This is a genomic window from Pantoea sp. RIT-PI-b (assembly GCF_001187905.1).
Classification (GTDB): domain Bacteria; phylum Pseudomonadota; class Gammaproteobacteria; order Enterobacterales; family Enterobacteriaceae; genus Pantoea; species Pantoea nemavictus.
On the sequence record NZ_LGIS01000013.1, the window covers coordinates 55,208 to 72,710 of the forward strand.

18 protein-coding genes are annotated in these 17,503 nt (G+C 54.6%); 13 read left to right on the forward strand and 5 right to left on the reverse strand.

Annotated features, from left to right (window positions below):
• Positions 1–24 precede the first annotated feature (24 nt).
• From AC790_RS06210 to AC790_RS06235, 6 genes are all read left to right on the forward strand, one after another.
• Complete coding sequence (locus tag AC790_RS06210) at positions 25–225, forward strand: DUF2065 family protein (RefSeq protein WP_007892014.1); 201 nt, start codon at positions 25–27, stop codon at positions 223–225.
• Between the two features lie 178 nt (positions 226–403).
• A complete protein-coding gene (locus tag AC790_RS06215; RefSeq protein ID WP_007892015.1) occupies positions 404–1,702 on the forward strand; it encodes an adenylosuccinate synthase in 1,299 nt (432 codons plus the stop codon).
• 314 nt (positions 1,703–2,016) lie between these two features.
• On the forward strand, positions 2,017–2,460 hold the full coding sequence (nsrR, locus tag AC790_RS06220; RefSeq protein WP_007892016.1) for a nitric oxide-sensing transcriptional repressor NsrR: 444 nt from the start codon (positions 2,017–2,019) through the stop codon (positions 2,458–2,460).
• A 16-nt stretch (positions 2,461–2,476) separates the two neighbouring features.
• Complete coding sequence (rnr, locus tag AC790_RS06225; protein ID WP_007892017.1) at positions 2,477–4,927, forward strand: ribonuclease R; 2,451 nt, start codon at positions 2,477–2,479, stop codon at positions 4,925–4,927.
• A 123-nt stretch (positions 4,928–5,050) separates the two neighbouring features.
• Positions 5,051–5,785: a 23S rRNA (guanosine(2251)-2'-O)-methyltransferase RlmB gene (rlmB, locus tag AC790_RS06230; RefSeq protein ID WP_007892019.1), complete on the forward strand. Its 735-nt coding sequence runs from the start codon at positions 5,051–5,053 to the stop codon at positions 5,783–5,785.
• Between the two features lie 83 nt (positions 5,786–5,868).
• Positions 5,869–7,497, forward strand: coding sequence for an isovaleryl-CoA dehydrogenase (locus AC790_RS06235; protein ID WP_049851243.1), 1,629 nt, complete (start codon positions 5,869–5,871; stop codon positions 7,495–7,497).
• Here AC790_RS06235 and bsmA read toward each other — a convergent pair.
• Positions 7,471–7,797 carry a biofilm peroxide resistance protein BsmA gene (gene bsmA / locus AC790_RS06240; RefSeq protein ID WP_049851244.1) on the reverse strand — a complete coding sequence of 109 codons (327 nt, stop codon included), beginning with the start codon at positions 7,795–7,797 and terminating at the stop codon, positions 7,471–7,473. The two genes, AC790_RS06235 and bsmA, sit on opposite strands and share 27 nt — an antisense overlap.
• 54 nt (positions 7,798–7,851) lie before the next feature.
• A complete protein-coding gene (locus AC790_RS06245; RefSeq protein WP_049851245.1) occupies positions 7,852–9,783 on the reverse strand; it encodes a methyl-accepting chemotaxis protein in 1,932 nt (643 codons plus the stop codon).
• A 158-nt stretch (positions 9,784–9,941) separates the two neighbouring features.
• On the opposite strand from AC790_RS06245, the gene yjfP reads away from it, so the two are divergent.
• The gene (yjfP, locus tag AC790_RS06250) at positions 9,942–10,691 is read left to right on the forward strand and encodes an esterase (RefSeq protein WP_049851246.1); all 750 of its coding nucleotides are present in this window, start codon (positions 9,942–9,944) and stop codon (positions 10,689–10,691) included.
• 42 nt (positions 10,692–10,733) lie between these two features.
• Here yjfP and AC790_RS06255 read toward each other — a convergent pair whose 3' ends face one another.
• On the reverse strand, positions 10,734–10,943 hold the full coding sequence (locus AC790_RS06255; RefSeq protein ID WP_049851247.1) for a hypothetical protein: 210 nt from the start codon (positions 10,941–10,943) through the stop codon (positions 10,734–10,736).
• 386 nt (positions 10,944–11,329) lie between these two features.
• Here AC790_RS06255 and rpsF point away from each other — a divergent pair, with 386 nt between their 5' ends.
• From rpsF to rplI, 4 genes are read left to right on the forward strand one after another with little or no spacing between them, the layout of a single operon-like run.
• A complete protein-coding gene (rpsF, locus tag AC790_RS06260; protein ID WP_007892026.1) occupies positions 11,330–11,725 on the forward strand; it encodes a 30S ribosomal protein S6 in 396 nt (131 codons plus the stop codon).
• A gap of 6 nt (positions 11,726–11,731) precedes the next feature.
• Positions 11,732–12,049 (forward strand): primosomal replication protein N, encoded by a 318-nt coding sequence (gene priB, locus AC790_RS06265; protein ID WP_007892027.1) that lies wholly within the window; start codon positions 11,732–11,734, stop codon positions 12,047–12,049.
• 4 nt (positions 12,050–12,053) lie between these two features.
• Positions 12,054–12,281, forward strand: coding sequence for a 30S ribosomal protein S18 (rpsR, locus tag AC790_RS06270; RefSeq protein ID WP_002210155.1), 228 nt, complete (start codon positions 12,054–12,056; stop codon positions 12,279–12,281).
• 39 nt (positions 12,282–12,320) lie between these two features.
• Positions 12,321–12,770 carry a 50S ribosomal protein L9 gene (rplI, locus tag AC790_RS06275; RefSeq protein ID WP_007892139.1) on the forward strand — a complete coding sequence of 150 codons (450 nt, stop codon included), beginning with the start codon at positions 12,321–12,323 and terminating at the stop codon, positions 12,768–12,770.
• A 179-nt stretch (positions 12,771–12,949) separates the two neighbouring features.
• Here rplI and AC790_RS06280 read toward each other — a convergent pair whose 3' ends face one another.
• Positions 12,950–13,603 carry a LysM-like peptidoglycan-binding domain-containing protein gene (locus AC790_RS06280; RefSeq protein WP_152929117.1) on the reverse strand — a complete coding sequence of 218 codons (654 nt, stop codon included), beginning with the start codon at positions 13,601–13,603 and terminating at the stop codon, positions 12,950–12,952.
• 216 nt (positions 13,604–13,819) lie between these two features.
• Here AC790_RS06280 and fklB point away from each other — a divergent pair, with 216 nt between their 5' ends.
• Positions 13,820–14,440, forward strand: coding sequence for an FKBP-type peptidyl-prolyl cis-trans isomerase (fklB, locus tag AC790_RS06285; protein WP_007892143.1), 621 nt, complete (start codon positions 13,820–13,822; stop codon positions 14,438–14,440).
• A 33-nt stretch (positions 14,441–14,473) separates the two neighbouring features.
• On the opposite strand, the gene AC790_RS06290 is transcribed toward fklB, so the two are convergent.
• Positions 14,474–16,420 (reverse strand): bifunctional 2',3'-cyclic-nucleotide 2'-phosphodiesterase/3'-nucleotidase, encoded by a 1,947-nt coding sequence (locus tag AC790_RS06290; protein WP_049851249.1) that lies wholly within the window; start codon positions 16,418–16,420, stop codon positions 14,474–14,476.
• Between the two features lie 293 nt (positions 16,421–16,713).
• Here AC790_RS06290 and cysQ point away from each other — a divergent pair, with 293 nt between their 5' ends.
• A complete protein-coding gene (gene cysQ / locus AC790_RS06295) occupies positions 16,714–17,460 on the forward strand; it encodes a 3'(2'),5'-bisphosphate nucleotidase CysQ (protein ID WP_049851250.1) in 747 nt (248 codons plus the stop codon).
• The last annotated feature ends 43 nt before the right edge of the window (positions 17,461–17,503 follow it).

The window sequence follows — 17,503 nt, forward strand, 5'->3', positions numbered from 1 at the left end:
CGGCCTTTTTTTTGGGAAAAAATCATGAACACAACCATCTGGATGGCGCTGGCTTTAGTTTTGGTGCTGGAAGGACTTGGGCCGATGTTTATGCCACGAGCCTGGCGGCGCATGATACTGGCAATGACACAGTTACCCGATCGCCTTTTGCATCGTTTTGGCGGTGGTTTAGTCGTTGCTGGCGTGGTGATTTACGCGATGATCAGCATGCATACGCGATCGTAAATGAAAAATTATGTGAGGTCGCAGGGGTTCAATTGTGTCTGATGGCCGTTGTGTACCCAACATGTTGTGAGCTGAGCAAAACTCAGGCAAAAAACAGCGCAATCGTATGCTAAAAGTGCTGAAAGAGTAAAAGTCAGGTGGTAGAATCCATTTTTAAGCAATCGGTGATTTTGAAAAAATGGGTAAGAACGTCGTCGTACTGGGCACCCAATGGGGTGACGAAGGTAAAGGTAAGATCGTAGACCTTCTGACAGAGCGCGCGAATTACGTCGTGCGTTACCAAGGTGGCCACAATGCAGGCCATACACTTGTCATCAACGGTGAAAAAACCGTCCTTCACTTAATTCCATCTGGCATCTTGCGTGAAAACGTCACCAGCATCATTGGTAACGGCGTTGTGCTGTCGCCTGAAGCGCTGATGAAAGAGATGAAAGGCCTTGAAGAACGCGGTGTGCCGGTACGTGAACGTCTGCTGATCTCTGAAGCCTGCCCATTGATTCTGCAATACCACGTAGCAATGGATGTAGCACGTGAAAAAGCGCGCGGCGCCAAAGCTATCGGCACCACCGGTCGTGGTATCGGTCCAGCTTATGAAGACAAAGTGGCACGTCGCGGTCTGCGCGTGAGCGATCTCTTCAACAAAGAAACCTTCGCGGTGAAGCTGAAAGAGATCGTCGATTTCTACAACTTCCAGCTGGTTAACTACTACAAAACTGATGCAGTTGACTACGAAAAAGTGCTGAGTGATACGCTGGCAGTTGCCGATATCATTACCAGCATGGTCGTTGATGTGTCTGATCTGCTGGATGGCGCGCGCAAGCGTGGCGATCTGATCATGTTCGAAGGTGCGCAGGGTACGCTGCTGGATATCGATCACGGTACCTATCCGTACGTGACCTCTTCTAACACCACCGCAGGTGGCGTGGCGACCGGTTCAGGCATTGGTCCACGTTACGTTGATTACGTGCTGGGTATCGTGAAGGCGTATTCAACGCGTGTTGGCGCTGGTCCATTCCCGACCGAACTGTTCGACGAAACCGGCGAATTCCTGTGCGCGCAGGGCCACGAGTTTGGCGCGACTACCGGTCGTCGTCGTCGCACCGGCTGGCTGGATGCGGTGGCAGTTCGCCGTGCAGTGCAGATCAACTCGCTGTCAGGTTTCTGCATGACCAAGCTGGACGTGCTGGATGGCCTGAAAGAAGTAAAAATCTGCGTGGCTTATCGCATGCCAGATGGCCGCGAAATGACCACCACGCCGCTGGCTGCGGAAGGCTGGGAAGGCATTGAGCCGATTTACGAAACCATGCCAGGCTGGAGCGAGACCACGTTCGGCGTTAAGACGCTGGAAGGTTTGCCGCAAGCTGCACGCGACTACATCAAGCGTGTAGAAGAAGTGACCGGTGTGCCGATTGATATTATTTCTACCGGCCCAGACCGCAGTGAGACCATGATTTTGCGCGATCCGTTCGACGCATAATCTTTTGAGGCCGGGCATCGCCCGGCCTCAATATAACCTAAATACTTCAAGCTGCAGGCGCGTTGGCTGCGCGTGCTCACCCCAGTCACTTACTTGAGTAAGCGCTTGGGGATTCACCCACTTGCCGCCTTCCTCCAGCTCGAATTATTTAGGCTATAGACAATATTTGACTCCACTCACTCTATTTTTTCTTGCAAATATCGATACTTGCAGGAAAAAAACGCACCGGCCACCACGCTCTGGTTTATCATCATATTTAAACATCACGCCGACCGGCGCATAACCATAACGTCCGATGATTCACTGAGGTCTATGTGCAGCTAACAAGTTTTACCGATTATGGTCTGCGTGCCCTGATTTACATGGCGACGTTGCCGGAAGGTAAGCAGACTAACATTACCGAAGTCACCGATACCTACGGGGTGTCGCGTAACCATATGGTTAAAATCATCAACCAACTTAGCCGGGCTGGCTTTGTCGCCGCAACACGCGGTAAAAACGGCGGAATTCGTTTAGGCATGGACCCGGAAAAAATCGTGATTGGCGATGTGGTGAGAAAAATGGAGCCCTTGCAGCTCGTGAACTGCGAAGAGTGCTCCATCACACCAGCCTGTCGTTTGCGTAAAGCGCTACACGATGCGGTCCAGCTATTCCTCAAGGAACTGGACAGGTACACGCTGGCCGATTTGGTCAGAAACAACGATGCGTTGTACCAACTTTTATTGTCCGAACCGCCGGTGGCAATCCAAATTAAATGACATCGGAGGAACCGTAATGTCAAAAGATCCTTTTCAGGATAGAGAAGCTGAAAAATACGAAAACCCTATTCCGAGCCGTGAGTTCATTCTGGCTCTGCTTGAGAAACGGGAAAAACCAACTAACCGCGACGACATCGCGCAGGAACTGAATATCACCAGCGAAGAGCAGCTGGAAGCGCTGCGCCGCCGTCTACGCGCCATGGAGCGCGATGGTCAGTTGGTGTTTACTCGCCGTCAATGTTACGCCTTACCAGAACGTCTGGATCTGATTCGTGGCAAAGTGATTGGCCATCGTGATGGCTATGGCTTCCTGCGCGTTGAAGGTCAGAAAGATGATTTCTATCTCTCCGCTGAGCAGATGAAGTTCTGCCTGCATGGCGATGTGATTCTGGCACAGCCGGGCAGCGCCGATCGTAAAGGTCGTCGCGAGGCGCGTGTGGTACGCGTGCTGGAGCCACGTAACAGCCAGATCGTTGGGCGCTACTTTACCGATGCGGGGACCGGCTTTGTGGTGCCTGATGACAGCCGTCTGAGCTTCGACATCCTGATCCCGCAAGAAGAGACGCTCAACGCGCGCATGGGCTCGGTAGTGGTGGTTGAGATCACTCAACGTGCCACGCGTCGCAACAAAGCGCTTGGCAAAATTACCGAACTGCTTGGCGATGATATGGGCACCAGCCTTGCCGTGGATATGGCCGTGCGTACCCATGAGATTCCGCATACCTGGCCGGAAGAAGTTGAAAAACAGGTCGCTAAGCTGAAAGAAGACGTGCCGGAAGAGGCGAAGAAAGGACGCGTTGATTTACGTAAGCTGCCGCTGGTTACCATTGATGGCGAAGATGCGCGCGACTTTGATGACGCCGTTTTCTGCGAGAAGAAGCGCGGTGGCGGCTGGCGTTTGTGGGTGGCGATTGCTGATGTAAGTTATTACGTGCGTCCGGGCACGCCGCTGGATGATGAAGCGCATCAGCGCGGCACCTCGGTGTATTTCCCATCGCAGGTTATCCCGATGCTGCCGGAGATTCTCTCCAACGGCTTGTGCTCGCTGAATCCGCAGGTTGATCGTTTGTGCATGGTGTGTGAGATGACCGTCTCCTCCAGCGGCAAGCTCACCGGTTTCAAACACTATGAAGCGGTGATGAATTCGCATGCGCGACTGACGTACAACAAAGTGTGGAACATCCTGCAAGGTGATGCCGATCTGTGTGAACAATACGCAGCGCAGGTTCCCCATCTGCATGAGCTACACAACATGTACCAGGTGCTGGAAACTGCACGTGAGCAGCGTGGCGGCATTTCGTTTGAGACCGACGAAGCCAAGTTTATCTTCAACGCGGAGCGTCGTATTGAGCGCGTCGAGCGCACCTCACGCAATGATGCGCACAAGCTGATTGAAGAGTGCATGATTCTCGCCAACATCGCCTCAGCGCGTTTTGTTGAGAAAAATGAAGAGCCTGCGTTGTTCCGCGATCACGATCGTCCAAGCGAAGACAGCATCAAGAGCTTCCGTACCGTGCTGAACGAGCTGGGCTTAAGCCTGCCGGGTGGTGCCAAGCCACATCCTACGGATTATGCCGATCTGCTGAAGCAAGTTGCCGATCGTCCAGACGCAGAAATGCTGCAGACCATGCTGCTGCGCTCGATGAAACAGGCGGTCTACGATCCGGAAAACCGCGGTCACTTCGGCCTTGCGCTGGCTTCATATGCGCACTTTACCTCGCCGATCCGTCGCTATCCGGATCTGCTGCTGCATCGCGCCATCAAATATCTGCTGGCGAAAGAGCGGGGCGAAGTGGATGGCATTACTACGCCAACTGGCGGTTATCACTATGATATGCAGCAAATGCTGCAGCTGGGCCAACACTGTTCGCTGACGGAACGTCGTGCTGATGAAGCCACGCGTGATGTTGCCGATTGGCTGAAGTGTGATTTCATGCAGGATCAGGTGGGCAACGTGTTCAGCGGCGTGATCTCCAGCGTGACTGGCTTTGGTTTCTTTGTGCGCCTCAACGATCTGTTTATCGATGGTTTGGTGCACGTTTCGTCGCTGGATAACGACTATTATCGCTTCGATGCGGTGGGCCAGCGCCTGATTGGTGAGTCTGGCGGCCGTACCTATCGCCTTGGCGATGCGGTTGAAGTGCGCGTTGATGCGGTACATATGGACGAGCGTAAAATCGACTTCGCGCTGATCTCCAGCAAGCGTGTTCCACGTGGCGAAGGCAAAACCGAGCGCGAGCGTGAGAAGCGTGGCGGTAAACCGCCAGCCAAACGTCGTCGCGATGCCGGCAAAAAGGGGACTTTCGAGCCTGATTCAGCTTTCCGCGGCGAGAAGAAAAAGCCTGCTGTGGCTGAAAAACCGGCCAAAACCGAGAAAAAAGGCAAAAATGTCTCGGAGAAAACCCGTAAAATCGCCGCCGCCACCAAGGCTAAGCGTGGGTCGAAGAAGAAACCTGGCGAAGCCTGATTGTTTGGTTGTCATTAAAGACGACCGTACAGACCATCGACGTGTTTGTGAAAGGTGCGCATTTATGCGCACCTGAAAAACGGCCTCTGTATTTATGATTCAAATCCAACCTTGAGCAAAGTAATGAGCGAAATAATTTTTGGTATTCATAGCGTGCAGGCGCTGCTGGAACGCGATCCTCAGCGTTTTCAGGAAGTCTTTATCCTTAAAGGCCGCGAAGATCGTCGCCTGCAGCCGCTGATCCTCGCATTGGAAGCTCAGGGAATTCCGGTGCAGGTTGCCAATCGTCAATGGCTGGATAGCCAGGTTGAAGGCGGCGTGCATCAGGGGATTGTGGCGCGCGTGAAACCGGGCAAGCAGTACCAGGAAGGTGATCTGCCGGATCTGCTGCAGAGCCTGGAGAAGCCGTTCCTGCTGGTGCTGGATGGTGTTACCGATCCGCACAATCTTGGCGCATGCCTGCGTAGCGCAGATGCTGCTGGCGTGCATGCCGTCATCGTGCCGAAAGACCGCGCAGCACCGCTGAACGCCACGGCGAAGAAAGTCGCCAGCGGCGCGGCAGAAAACGTACCGTTGATTCGTGTGACGAACCTGGCGCGTACCCTGCGTTTGCTGCAGGAATACAACGTCTGGGTGGTCGGCACTGCGGGTGAAGCCGATCACACCGTTTATCAAAGTAAAATGACCGGCCCGATGGCGCTGGTGATGGGCGCGGAAGGTGAAGGTATGCGTCGTCTCACGCGTGAACACTGTGATGAGCTAATTAGCATCCCAATGGCAGGTAGCGTCTCTTCGCTCAACGTATCTGTGGCCACCGGCGTTTGTCTGTTCGAGGCCGTTCGTCAGCGTCAGGCGTGATCCCCACCGCAAAATAGTTTTTGTACCCGACGTAACTGCACATCCTCTTCATACTTAAAAAATGAGTATGAGGAGGACGATGTATGAATTGGCACACCCACACCGTATTCAATCAGCCCCAGCCGCTCAGCAACAGCAACCTGTTTACCCGCGATAGCGCCTTGTGCGAGGCAGTGGTACGCGAAGGCGCCAGCTGGGACCGCGAATGGCTGGCTTCCGTTGGGCTGCAGCTGGGCAGCGCCGAATCCCTTGAATTAGGGCGATTGGCTAACGTAGAAGCGCCGGAGCTGCTGCGCTACAACGCGCGCGGGGAGCGTCTCGACGAAGTACGTTTTCATCCAGCATGGCATCTGCTGATGCAGGGACTGTGTGCCAGCCGGCTGCACAATCTCAGCTGGCAGCCCGATGTACAGCCGCAGGCGATGGTGGCGCGTGCCGCCAGATTTATCCTGCATGCCCAGGTCGAAGCGGGCTCGCTGTGCCCGGTGACCATGACGCACGCCGCGATTCCACTGCTGCAGAATCATCTGCCAGAACCTTATGCTGACTGGCGCGAAGCCTTGCTCAGCGATCGCTACGATGCGCATCATCTGCCGGGCAATAAGAAACGCGGCCTATTAATTGGCATGGGCATGACGGAAAAGCAGGGCGGTACCGATGTGTTGAGCAACACCACGCGCGCTGAACCGCTTGGCGTGCTCGGGCCGGGCGCAGCGTATCGCATCACCGGTCATAAATGGTTTTTCTCCGTGCCGCAAAGCGATGCGCATCTGATTTTGGCGCAAACCCCGCAAGGACTGAGCTGCTTCTTCCTGCCACGCCTGCTGCCGGACGGCACGCGCAACGCGATTCGCATTGAACGTCTCAAAGACAAACTCGGTAATCGCTCCAACGCCAGTGCTGAAGTGGAGTTTCAGGATGCGGTGGGTTGGCTGATGGGCGAAGAGGGCGAGGGCGTGCGGCTGATCCTGAAAATGGGCGGCATGACGCGCTTCGACTGCGCGTTAGGTAGCCATGGGCAGATGCGCCGGGCGCTATCGATTGCCATCCATCATGCGCAGCAGCGCCAGGTGATGGGCAAAAACCTTATTGATCAGCCGCTGATGCGCGCAGTGCTGGCGCAGCAGGCGCTGCAGCTGGAAGGGCAAACCGCGCTGCTAATGCGTCTGGCTCGCGCCTGGTCTACCCCCGCCAGCGAACATGAACGCTTATATGCCCGCTTGTTCACACCCGCCGCTAAGTTCGCCGTCTGCCAGGCGGGGATGCCCTTTGTGGCGGAAGCGATGGAAGCGCTGGGCGGCATCGGCTACTGCGAAGAGAGCGAACTGCCGCGGCTGTATCGTGAAATGCCGGTTAACAGCATCTGGGAAGGCTCTGGCAACGTCATGTGCCTTGATGTACTGCGCGTGATGGGGCGCCATTCTGAAGTGATAGCCATGCTGCATGATGAATTTGATGCGGTTAAAGGCAGCAATCGCCATTTCGATCGCCGCTGGCGCCAGCTGCGTTTGCAGCTCGCCCATGTGCGAGAAGAGCAGGCGCGAGACGTCACGCGTGAACTGTTTTTACTGGCCAGTGCTGCGATCCTGCTAAAAGTGGCCGAACCGCCGTTGGCTGATGGCTGGTGTCAGCAGCATCTCGATATGCGCGGCAAACGCGCCTTAACTGACGATCTCTGCGCGCGCTTACTGTTGCGCTCCAGTGCTGGCTGATGGCGCACCATACAGAATGGCGGTGGCGTACCAGAAGCTGGGAATAGTGGTCTCATCCAGCATCACAATTTGATAATAGACCGCGCCCGCCTGATTGGCTTTGGCGGCAATGGCACGCTGAGCATCATCCGGCGAACCACGCGTGGTGGCGGTGATGTTGCCCAGTTTTGGCAGACCGAAACTCTGCGCGCGCGAAATTTCCTGCGCCTGACTGCCCGGCGGCGGCGGCGCTTGTGGTGTGGTGGTGAAAGCAGCGCAGCCGCTGAGTAGCAGAGTCAACGTCAGAAAGAGAGTACGCATAGCAACTCCAGAAGGAGGAAGATGGCTCAAGTGTATGCCATCTTCCCCGTGCTTTTAGTCCTTCAGATGAAAAATGCTTACCAGCTGTGTCAGATGATGGCCTTTTTTGCTCAGATGATTAGCCGTGGTTTCCGATTGGTTAATCATATCGCTGCTTTGATGCGTTGCCTGGCTGATGTGATTCATCGCCAGATTAACCTGACCAATCCCCGCCGCCTGTTCCTGCGCAGCGATATTGATCTCACCCATCAACGTCTTGACCTGCTCGATATGATTGACGATATGACTCATCGCATCGCGCGTTTGCTCCGACAGCGTATGCCCGGCCGCCACTTTATCGATTGAGCTGGCAATCAAGCCATCGATCTCTTTAGCCGCCGTTGCACTGCGCTGCGCCAGCGCACGTACTTCTGCCGCCACTACCGCGAAGCCTTTGCCGTGTTCACCGGCGCGTGCGGCCTCAACGGCGGCATTCAACGCCAGAATGTTGGTCTGGAACGCAATCGACTCAATCACATGGGTGATATCGGCGATACTCTGCGACGCCACGCGAATCTCCGACATGGTTTCCACCGAACGTGCCACGGTGCTTCCGCCATGATTCACGGTATTGGCTGCTTCACCCACCAGCGCCATTGCCTGACGCACGTTGGCCGCGGTTTGCGCCACCGTAGCACCAAACTGCTCCATGCTGGCCGAGGTTTCCTCCACGCTGCTGGCCTGGCGACCAATCTGTTCGCTGATGCTAGAGCTGCTGGCGGCGATGGTGTCGGTGCCGCTGCTGATCTCGCGCGCGGCCGAGCGCACCTGGCTGACGACTTTCTCCAATCCATCGCCAATGCCATTAATCGCGCTAACCAGCTGACCGATTTCATCACGACGTGAGGAGTCGAGATGCGCCTGCAGATTACCGGCAGCATACTGTTCCGCCAGATGAATCACCTGCTGTAGCGGACGGGTAATGGCGCGGCGGCTGTACCACATAAAGCTAATGGCAAAGGCAATTACCAGCGCCAGACCCATCGCCATAAACAGGTTGCGGCTGTGGGTGATCGGCGCCAGCAGGCTGGCACGGCTCACTTCACCGGCAATAATCCAGTTCCAGCCCGGCAGCTGCTGCCATGCCAGCAGTTTGGTTTCGCCATCGAGTTCAACCGCCACCACACCTTTCGGCTGGCTGAGCAGTTGCTGCTGCGTAGCGCGATCCCAGCGCGGCAGTTTACCTTCAGCATGACGATCAAACAGATATTGGCCCTGGCTGCTGCCCGGCGCACCATTGAGTACCGAGAAGGTGCCGCTGTCGCCCAAGTGACGCGCCAGCACTTTATCCCGCATCAACGCGTACTGCGCGTCAATCTGTACGCCAACGAACAGGATAGCGATCACTGCGCCGCTGCTATCCTGCACCGGCTGATACTGCGTGATGTAACGGTGGCCAAACAGCGTCGCCAGGCCACGATACACCGTGCCCTGATTGACGCTGCGCCAGGCCGCGCTGCTGCGATCCAGTTTGGTACCAATCGCCCGGCTGCCATCCTCTTTTTTCAGCGAGGTGGAGATACGCACATAATCCTCACCGTCGCGCACGAAGATAGTGGAGACCGCGCCGGTGCGATCGAGGAAGTCATCAACCGCGATTTGATCGAGGTTGAGGGTTTTCAACCCGGCACGCAGCGTTGGCGTACTGAATTCGCCCACCTGAATGCGCTCGCTTTCGTCGCGACTAAAGCGTTTAGGCAAAAAGCTCTGGAACAGTTTGGTGTAATTCGCCACCTCTTCTGACAACGTGGCGTTGAACATGGTGGCCATTTCATTAATGCCTTGCACCTGATTCTGCATATCGTCGATTGCCAACTGTTCCAGCTGACGTGCGGCGTTATGGCTCAGGGTTAAGGTCAGAGTAAATAGCACAATTGCCACGCTCAAAGACGTCAATACAGACAGCTTAAATCCGAGACCCATGGCGCTGAGAGAAAGACGCTTCATAAAGTACCTTTTGAGATTATTGAAGGGGTACAAGATCAACGGCAAAAAGGGCTAAATGTTTAGGGCAGAAATTATTCAAACTTAATGTGAAGTGGCTCGCATTTTGTTCGGCAGCGCTTACACTGATTCCTGTGATAATCATTCTCAATGGAGGCGATATGATTGAGTTGGCGACGGAGAATCTGGCGGGCATCGAATGTATTCACGCAGCACCGGCCGGGCAGCGCCAGGCGCGCTTGCCGACGGTGTTGTTTTATCACGGGTTTACCTCATCGAAAGAGGTTTATAGCTACTTTGCCGTGGCGCTGGCGCAGGCGGGTTTTCGCGTGATCATGCCCGATGCTGATATGCACGGCGCGCGCTATAACGGCGATACCGAACTGCGTATGACGCACTTCTGGGACATTCTTAAAAAGAACATTGATGAAGTGGCGTTGCTGGAAGCGGCGCTGCGTGAGAATGACTGGGTTGCCGATGAGCGTTTTGCCGTGGCGGGTGCATCGATGGGCGGCATGACTGCGCTGGGGGCGATGGCGCGCTATCCGCAGATTCACAGCGTGGCGTGTTTGATGGGCTCCGGCTATTTCATGCAACTGAGTCATACGCTGTTCCCGCCGCTGGTGGCGCGTACGCCTGAGCAGAAAGAGACCTTTGCCGCGCGTTTAGCGCCGCTAGCCCCGTACGATCCCAGTGAACAGTTAGACAAACTGTCGAACCGGCCATTATTGCTGTGGCACGGGGAAGCGGATGAAGTGGTGCCGTTTGCCGAAACGGTACGGTTGGAGAAAGCGTTACGCGAGGCGGGGCTCGATCAGCAAATGACCTCACTTTCTGAAAAAAATATTGGCCACAAGATCACGCCTTCGGCCCTGACCGCGCTGGTCAGTTTCTTTAAACATCATTTATAAAAATGCGGGTTGGCGTGATTGGCGCCAGCCCGTTTAGCCGGACTATAGTTGCGATGACAACCGTTCGGCGGCGCTGGTATTGGCACTGACTGGGTTACTGCTGGCAGGCGCATCCAACCGATTAACGTAGACATAGCCTGACGCCGCGTTGCTGCTGTGACTTCTCATCTGCTGTGCAAAGTCAGCGGAGCTGGCAAGCGCGGGGGTAGACAGGAAGAGACCCAGTAAAGTGGCGATAATGATGGTTTTCATAATCGACTCCTCACTTCAGGGATTACACTCTCAGACGTTACGAAAAAGTTAAATCGTGGCGCCTGTAACTAGTGTAGTTCTTAACCAACTTGCCGCCAGATCGTCCTGTTGAACGCTTTCTTCAGAGAATTTGATGAAACACTCTCTAACTTACTGAAGCACATCACTAAGCACAAAAAGCCGTATTAACTGGCACGATAGTCGCCCTTTGATGAATTGTGCGCTTGAGTTTCCGCAAGGACGCCAGTATGATTACGCGTCAATTTTTCAGCTGCATTCAGAGGTGTGTTTCATTGGTTCAATGATTCGCAACCTATAACGTTCCTTGCTTCCGTGGGCCGCAGCTGACCCTGACAGGAGGCTGAATAATCCGTAAGGAGCTATCGATGCGTCATTACGAAATCGTATTTATGGTCCACCCTGACCAGAGCGAACAGGTTCCAGGTATGATCGAGCGTTACACTGGTGCTATCACCGGTGCACAGGGCACGATTCACCGTCTGGAAGACTGGGGCCGCCGTCAGCTGGCTTACCCAATCAACAAACTGCACAAAGCTCACTATGTTCTGCTGAACGTAGAAGCGCCGCAGGAAGTGATTGACGAGCTGGAAACTAACTTCCGCTTCAACGACGCCGTTATCCGCAGCATGGTTATGCGCGTTAAGCACGCGGTAACTGAAGCATCTCCGATGGTTAAAGCTAAAGACGAGCGTCGTGATCGCCGCGAAGACTTTGCTAACGAATCGGCTGATGACTCAGATGCTGGGGATTCTGAAGAGTAATCCGACATGACGGCAAATCGACTGCGCCTGTCTGGCACTGTGTGCAAGACGCCGGTTCGAAAAGTCAGTCCGTCAGGGATTCCTCATTGCCAGTTCGTGCTTGAGCATCGTTCTGTGCAAGAGGAAGCCGGTTTCCACCGGCAAGCCTGGTGTCAAATGCCGGTGATTATCAGCGGCAGCACCCATCAGGTGATTACTCAACATATAACGGTCGGCACGCAACTCACTCTCGAAGGCTTTATTAGCTGCCATCAGGCACGCAATGGTCAGAGTAGAATGGTGTTACATGCCGAGCAGATTGATTTGATAGATTCTGGAGACTAGCCAAATGGCACGTTATTTCCGTCGTCGCAAGTTCTGCCGTTTCACCGCGGAAGGCGTTGTAGAGATTGATTACAAAGATATCGCTACACTGAAAAACTACATTACCGAAAGCGGTAAAATTGTCCCGAGCCGTATTACCGGTACTCGTGCAAAATACCAGCGCCAGCTCGCTCGTTGCATCAAGCGCGCTCGCTACCTGTCCCTGCTTCCGTACACTGATCGTCATCAGTAATCGGTAGTTGTCCATTAACGACTTTAAGAGGATAAGGTAATGCAAGTTATTCTGCTTGATAAAGTAGCAAACCTGGGCAGCCTGGGTGATCAGGTTAACGTTAAAGCGGGCTACGCTCGTAACTTCCTGGTTCCACAGGGTAAAGCTGTTCCTGCTACCAAGAAAAACGTTGAGTTCTTCGAAACACGTCGCGCTGAACTGGAAGCCAAACTGGCTGACGTTCTGGCTGCTGCTAACGCACGTGCAGAGAAAATCAACGCACTGGGCAACGTAACCATCGCGTCTAAATCAGGCGACGCTGGTAAACTGTTCGGTTCCATCGGTACCCGTGACATCGCTGATGCAGTAACTGCAGCTGGCGTTGAAGTGGCTAAAAGCGAAGTTCGTCTTCCAGAAGGCGTACTGCGCACCACCGGTGAGCACGAAGTTGACTTCCAGATCCATAGCGAAGTCTTCGCTAAACTGGTTGTAACTGTAGTTGCTGAGTAATTGTTACTCTAAATAATTCAAGGTGCAGGAAGGCGGCAAGGGAATGAATCCCCTGAGCTTACTCCGGTAAGTGACTGGGGTGAATGAGCGTAGCCAACGCATCTGTAACCTGGATTATGACGAGTATACTCGGTAATGCGAAAGCGCCGGCCTTGTGCCGGCGTTTTTGTTTCTGCGTTTTACTGGGCGCGGATAAAACTGCCATCCGGCTGACGGGTAAACAGCACCGGACCGTTACTGCCATCCACCGTTAAGCCTGTCACCTCGCCTTGCGCATTCTGACGAATCTTCACCTGCTGGCCATTCTGCAACGCGCTCAACGGCTGTCCATCGCCTTCGACACGCGCCATGGCAAACACATCGTTCACCGGCAGATTATTATCGCGGAACAGCTGCGCTAGCGTCTGGCCTGACGCCACGTTATAGGTGCGCCATTCGCCCTGCGAATCGGTTTTCGGCGGCGTGTTCTGCGATTGATTATTATCGTAAATCTCCGCCTGCATCGGCACTTCTTTAGCGGTATTGTCTGCCGGACGCTCAACCGGATATTGCGGCGTACTGCTCGGCCAGAGAAATGCCAGCACCAGCACCAGCAGCGCAATCACAATGCCGCGACGATGCAGAGCGGGCAGCGGGTCCATCCAGCGCACATTGTCCAACAGATGCCAGACACGTTGCAGTGCGGCGGAAATGCGGGAAGGGTGTTCGGAAGCCATTCGTGAATCCTCCTCGCTGGCAGTTTGGCGCGTAATGCGCGGCAGCCAACGTTGCAACCAAGGTAATAAAGTACGCGGTGCGCGCGTCCTGCGACGTCGTGGGGCAATCTGGCCCATGTATTCTCTCTTGTTTCGACGGTGGCAGGTGAAAACCTCGCCACAGCTATAGTATGAGCAATGCAGACGGGAAGTGCCTGGCAGCATTGAAAAATTTGACCGGTGTATTGTTTCTCTTTCCCTGAGAAATGTCATCTGCGGCGCGCGAGATTTTACGCCAGCCGCCCGCGCTGGTATGCTGCCGGTTCTATTTTTCTCCGGGATTAAGGAATTAAGATGACGACCCCTTCATTCGACAGCGTCGAATCACAAGCAAGTTACGGTATCGGTTTACAGGTAGGCCAGCAGCTGCAAGAGTCTGGACTGCAGGGTCTGCAGCCGGAAGCACTGCTCGCCGGCCTGCGCGACGCGCTGGAAGGGAACTCACCGGCCGTCCCGGTTGACGTGGTACATCGCGCCCTGCGTGAAGTGCACGAGCGCGCTGAAGGTGTACGTCGTGAACGCGTAGAAGCGATGGCGGCAGAAGGTCAGACTTTCCTTGAGCAGAATGCGCAGCGCGAAGGCGTGAGCAGCACCGAAACCGGTCTGCAGTTCAGCGTCATCACCCAAGGCGATGGCCCGATCCCATCACGTCAGGATCGCGTCCGTGTGCATTACACCGGTAAACTGATCGATGGCACCGTATTTGACAGCTCGGTTGCACGTGGCGAACCGGCGGAATTCCCGGTGAGCGGTGTTATCGCGGGCTGGATTGAAGCGCTGACCCTGATGCCGGTTGGCTCCAAATGGGAACTGGCGATTCCACACAACCTCGCATACGGCGAGCGCGGTGCTGGCGCATCCATCCCGCCATTCAGCACTCTGGTGTTTGAAGTTGAGCTGCTGGAAATTCTGTAAGCACTCAAGGGCGGCACTCGCCGCCCTTGATCGTCACTTCTTCTGTAAATCTACCTGCCACAACGCAAAACCTATCTCATCGCTGCCCACCGCTTTCATCGGGTAATCGGCATGCTGTTCGATAAATTTCGTCGCTTTCGCGCCGGGCGCGGTCTCAAAACGGATATTCAGCGGCGTGGTGCTGCTAATCGGTGCCAGGCGCCAGTTGTGATCCGCCTGCGGTTTCACCTCGCCGTGCGCTTTGGTCTCACTGCTGATATAGGCGGCAACCACCGAGCGGTTCTCATCCGGTGATGCGAACGCGACATACTTATCGCCGGTGCCGGCAAACTTACCGCCGTACGCGCGATAGTTGTTGGTGGCGACAAGGAAGGTGGCGTTGGGATCAATCGGCTTGCCTTGCCAACTGAGGTCCTTGATACGTGAGGCCTCTTTATTGATTAATGTGCATTCCGCATCGTAGCGTGCCGGTTGCGTCACATCGATTTGGTAATGCACGCCATCGATCACATCGAAGTTATAGGTGCGGAAGTCCCAGTTGATCAGTGATTGCGGCTTGCTGCTGTGCGCATCGATCTGATTAAACTGCGCGGCAGAACACTCCAGCCACTCCTTCACCTGCGCACCGCTGACTTTCATCACCACCAACGTATTGGGATAGAGATAGAGATCGGCAGCGTTACGGAAGGTGAGATTACCTTTCTCCACCTCGACATAGCTGGCGGGATCGTTCTTACGGCCACCGGCTTTGAACGGTGCGGCAGCAGAGAGCACCGGCAGGCGGCCAAGATCGGGATCGCCCTGAATAAAGTGCTCTACGTAAGCGCGCTGCGCGTTATTAACGATCTGTACTGTAGGATCGTCCTGCACCAGCGACAAATAGCTGTACATCACGTCGGCGGATTTGCCGATCGGCTTAGCAACAAACTCACGCGTAGCGCGATGATCCTGCGCCAGTACTTTCACCAGATTGGCATCTTCAGCCGCCAGTGATTTTTTCGCCGCGCTGTCATAAATCGGACGTGCTTCAGCTTTGCCCTGCGCTACCTGCCATTTGCCGCCGTCATTATTCAGCACTAAATCCACCACGCCGAGATGATCGCCCCACATGCCGGGCATGACGGCGGGAACCCCATTCAATGTGCCTTGTGCAATATCAGCCCCTTTTATGGCGGCGAACTCTTTGCTCGGAAACACGGCATGGGCATGGCCGAACATAATGGCGTTGATGCCTGGAACCTGGCTGAGGTAATAAACCGAGTTCTCCGCCATAGCGTGATAGGGTTCGCTGCTTAATCCGGAGTGTGGAATAGCGACGATTATTTCAGCACCTTTTGCGCGCATTTCCGGCACATAGCGCTTCGCTGTTTCAGTGATGTCATCAACCCGCACTTTTCCCTGCAGATTGTTGCGATCCCACACCATAATCTGGGGGGGAACGAAGCCGATGTAACCAATTTTTAAGCGGTGCGGCGTACCGTCGCGGTCGGTAACCGTGGTTTCCTTAATTAAGTAGGGAGTAAACAGCGGTTTGCCGCTCTTTTCATCGATAATATTGGCATTGACGTAAGGGAAGCGCGCACCGGCCAGCGCGCTTTGCAGATACGGCAAACCATAATTGAATTCGTGATTGCCAAGGTTACCAACCGCGTAATCCAGCGTATTCATCGCTTTATAAACCGGATGTACCTCACCCGGTTTTAGCCCTTTCGCCGCCATGTAATCACCCAGTGGACTGCCCTGAATGATATCGCCGTTATCGACCAGCACGCTGTTCTTCGCTTCGGCGCGTGATTGCTGGATCAAGGTGGCGGTGCGCACCAGGCCAAACTTCTCGGTTGGCGTATCTTTGTAATAATCGAAATCCATCATATTGCTGTGCAGATCGGTCGTTTCCAGAATACGCAGATCTACCGTGGCAGCCTGTACCGTGGCGGCTGTAATACCGAGTGCCAATAACGACATGCTCGCTTTGAACATCGCTTGCTCCTTGTTCAGTCCAATGGGCCTCTCAAAATAATGTAAAACCATGACGAATTATCATTTCAATTTGTGATGGGACTCGGACTTTCATCTAATTTTTGCCAACTGTCCTTCGCATAAACCTATTCAGCATCCCGCCATAGCCGATGCCTTTGAACTATGATATTGATAATCATATACATTGCCGTAGCAGATCGCGCAGTCGCAGGCTGTCGAAACACAACTGCTAAAATGAATACAGATTGGCTGTTGGTGTCTGACAGGCAGAATCAGCGGAAAAGAGGTAAATAATGTTAGATAAAATTTGTCAGCTGGCGCGCGAAGCGGGTGATGCCATTATGCAGGTGTATAACGGCGCCGAGCCGGTGGACGTGGCCCGCAAGTCAGATGATTCGCCAGTCACGGCGGCCGATCTCGCCGCGCATCGCGTGATTTTACAGGGGCTGGCGACGCTTTCTCCGGATGTGCCGGTGCTGTCTGAAGAGGATCCACCGAGCTGGGGCGTGCGCCAGCATTGGCAGAAATACTGGCTGGTCGATCCGCTGGATGGCACCAAGGAGTTCATCAAACGCAACGGTGAATTTACGGTGAATATTGCGCTGATCGACAAGGGTAAGCCGGTGTTGGGCGTAGTTTATGCGCCGGTGTTGGGCGTCATGTATTCCGCTGCAGATAACAAAGCGTGGAAAGAGGAGAAGGGTGAGCGAACGCAGATTCATGCACGTGAAGCGCGTCCGCCGTTAGTGGTGGTGAGTCGCTCGCATTTTGATAGTGATAAAGAGCTGCAAGAGTATCTGCATCAGCTGGGTGAGCATCAAACTACCGCGATCGGCTCTTCGCTCAAGTTCTGCCTGGTAGCCGAAGGTGCCGCACAGCTCTATCCGCGCTTTGGGCCAACCAACATTTGGGATACCGGCGCAGGACACGCGGTGGCGATTGCGGCCGGTGCGCATGTGCACGATTGGCAGGGCAAAACCCTTGATTACACGCCGCGCGAATCGTTTCTCAATCCCGGCTTCCGCGTTTCGCTGTTTTAATATTTGTAGCGGCGCGATAAATCGCGCCGCTACGGAATGTGCA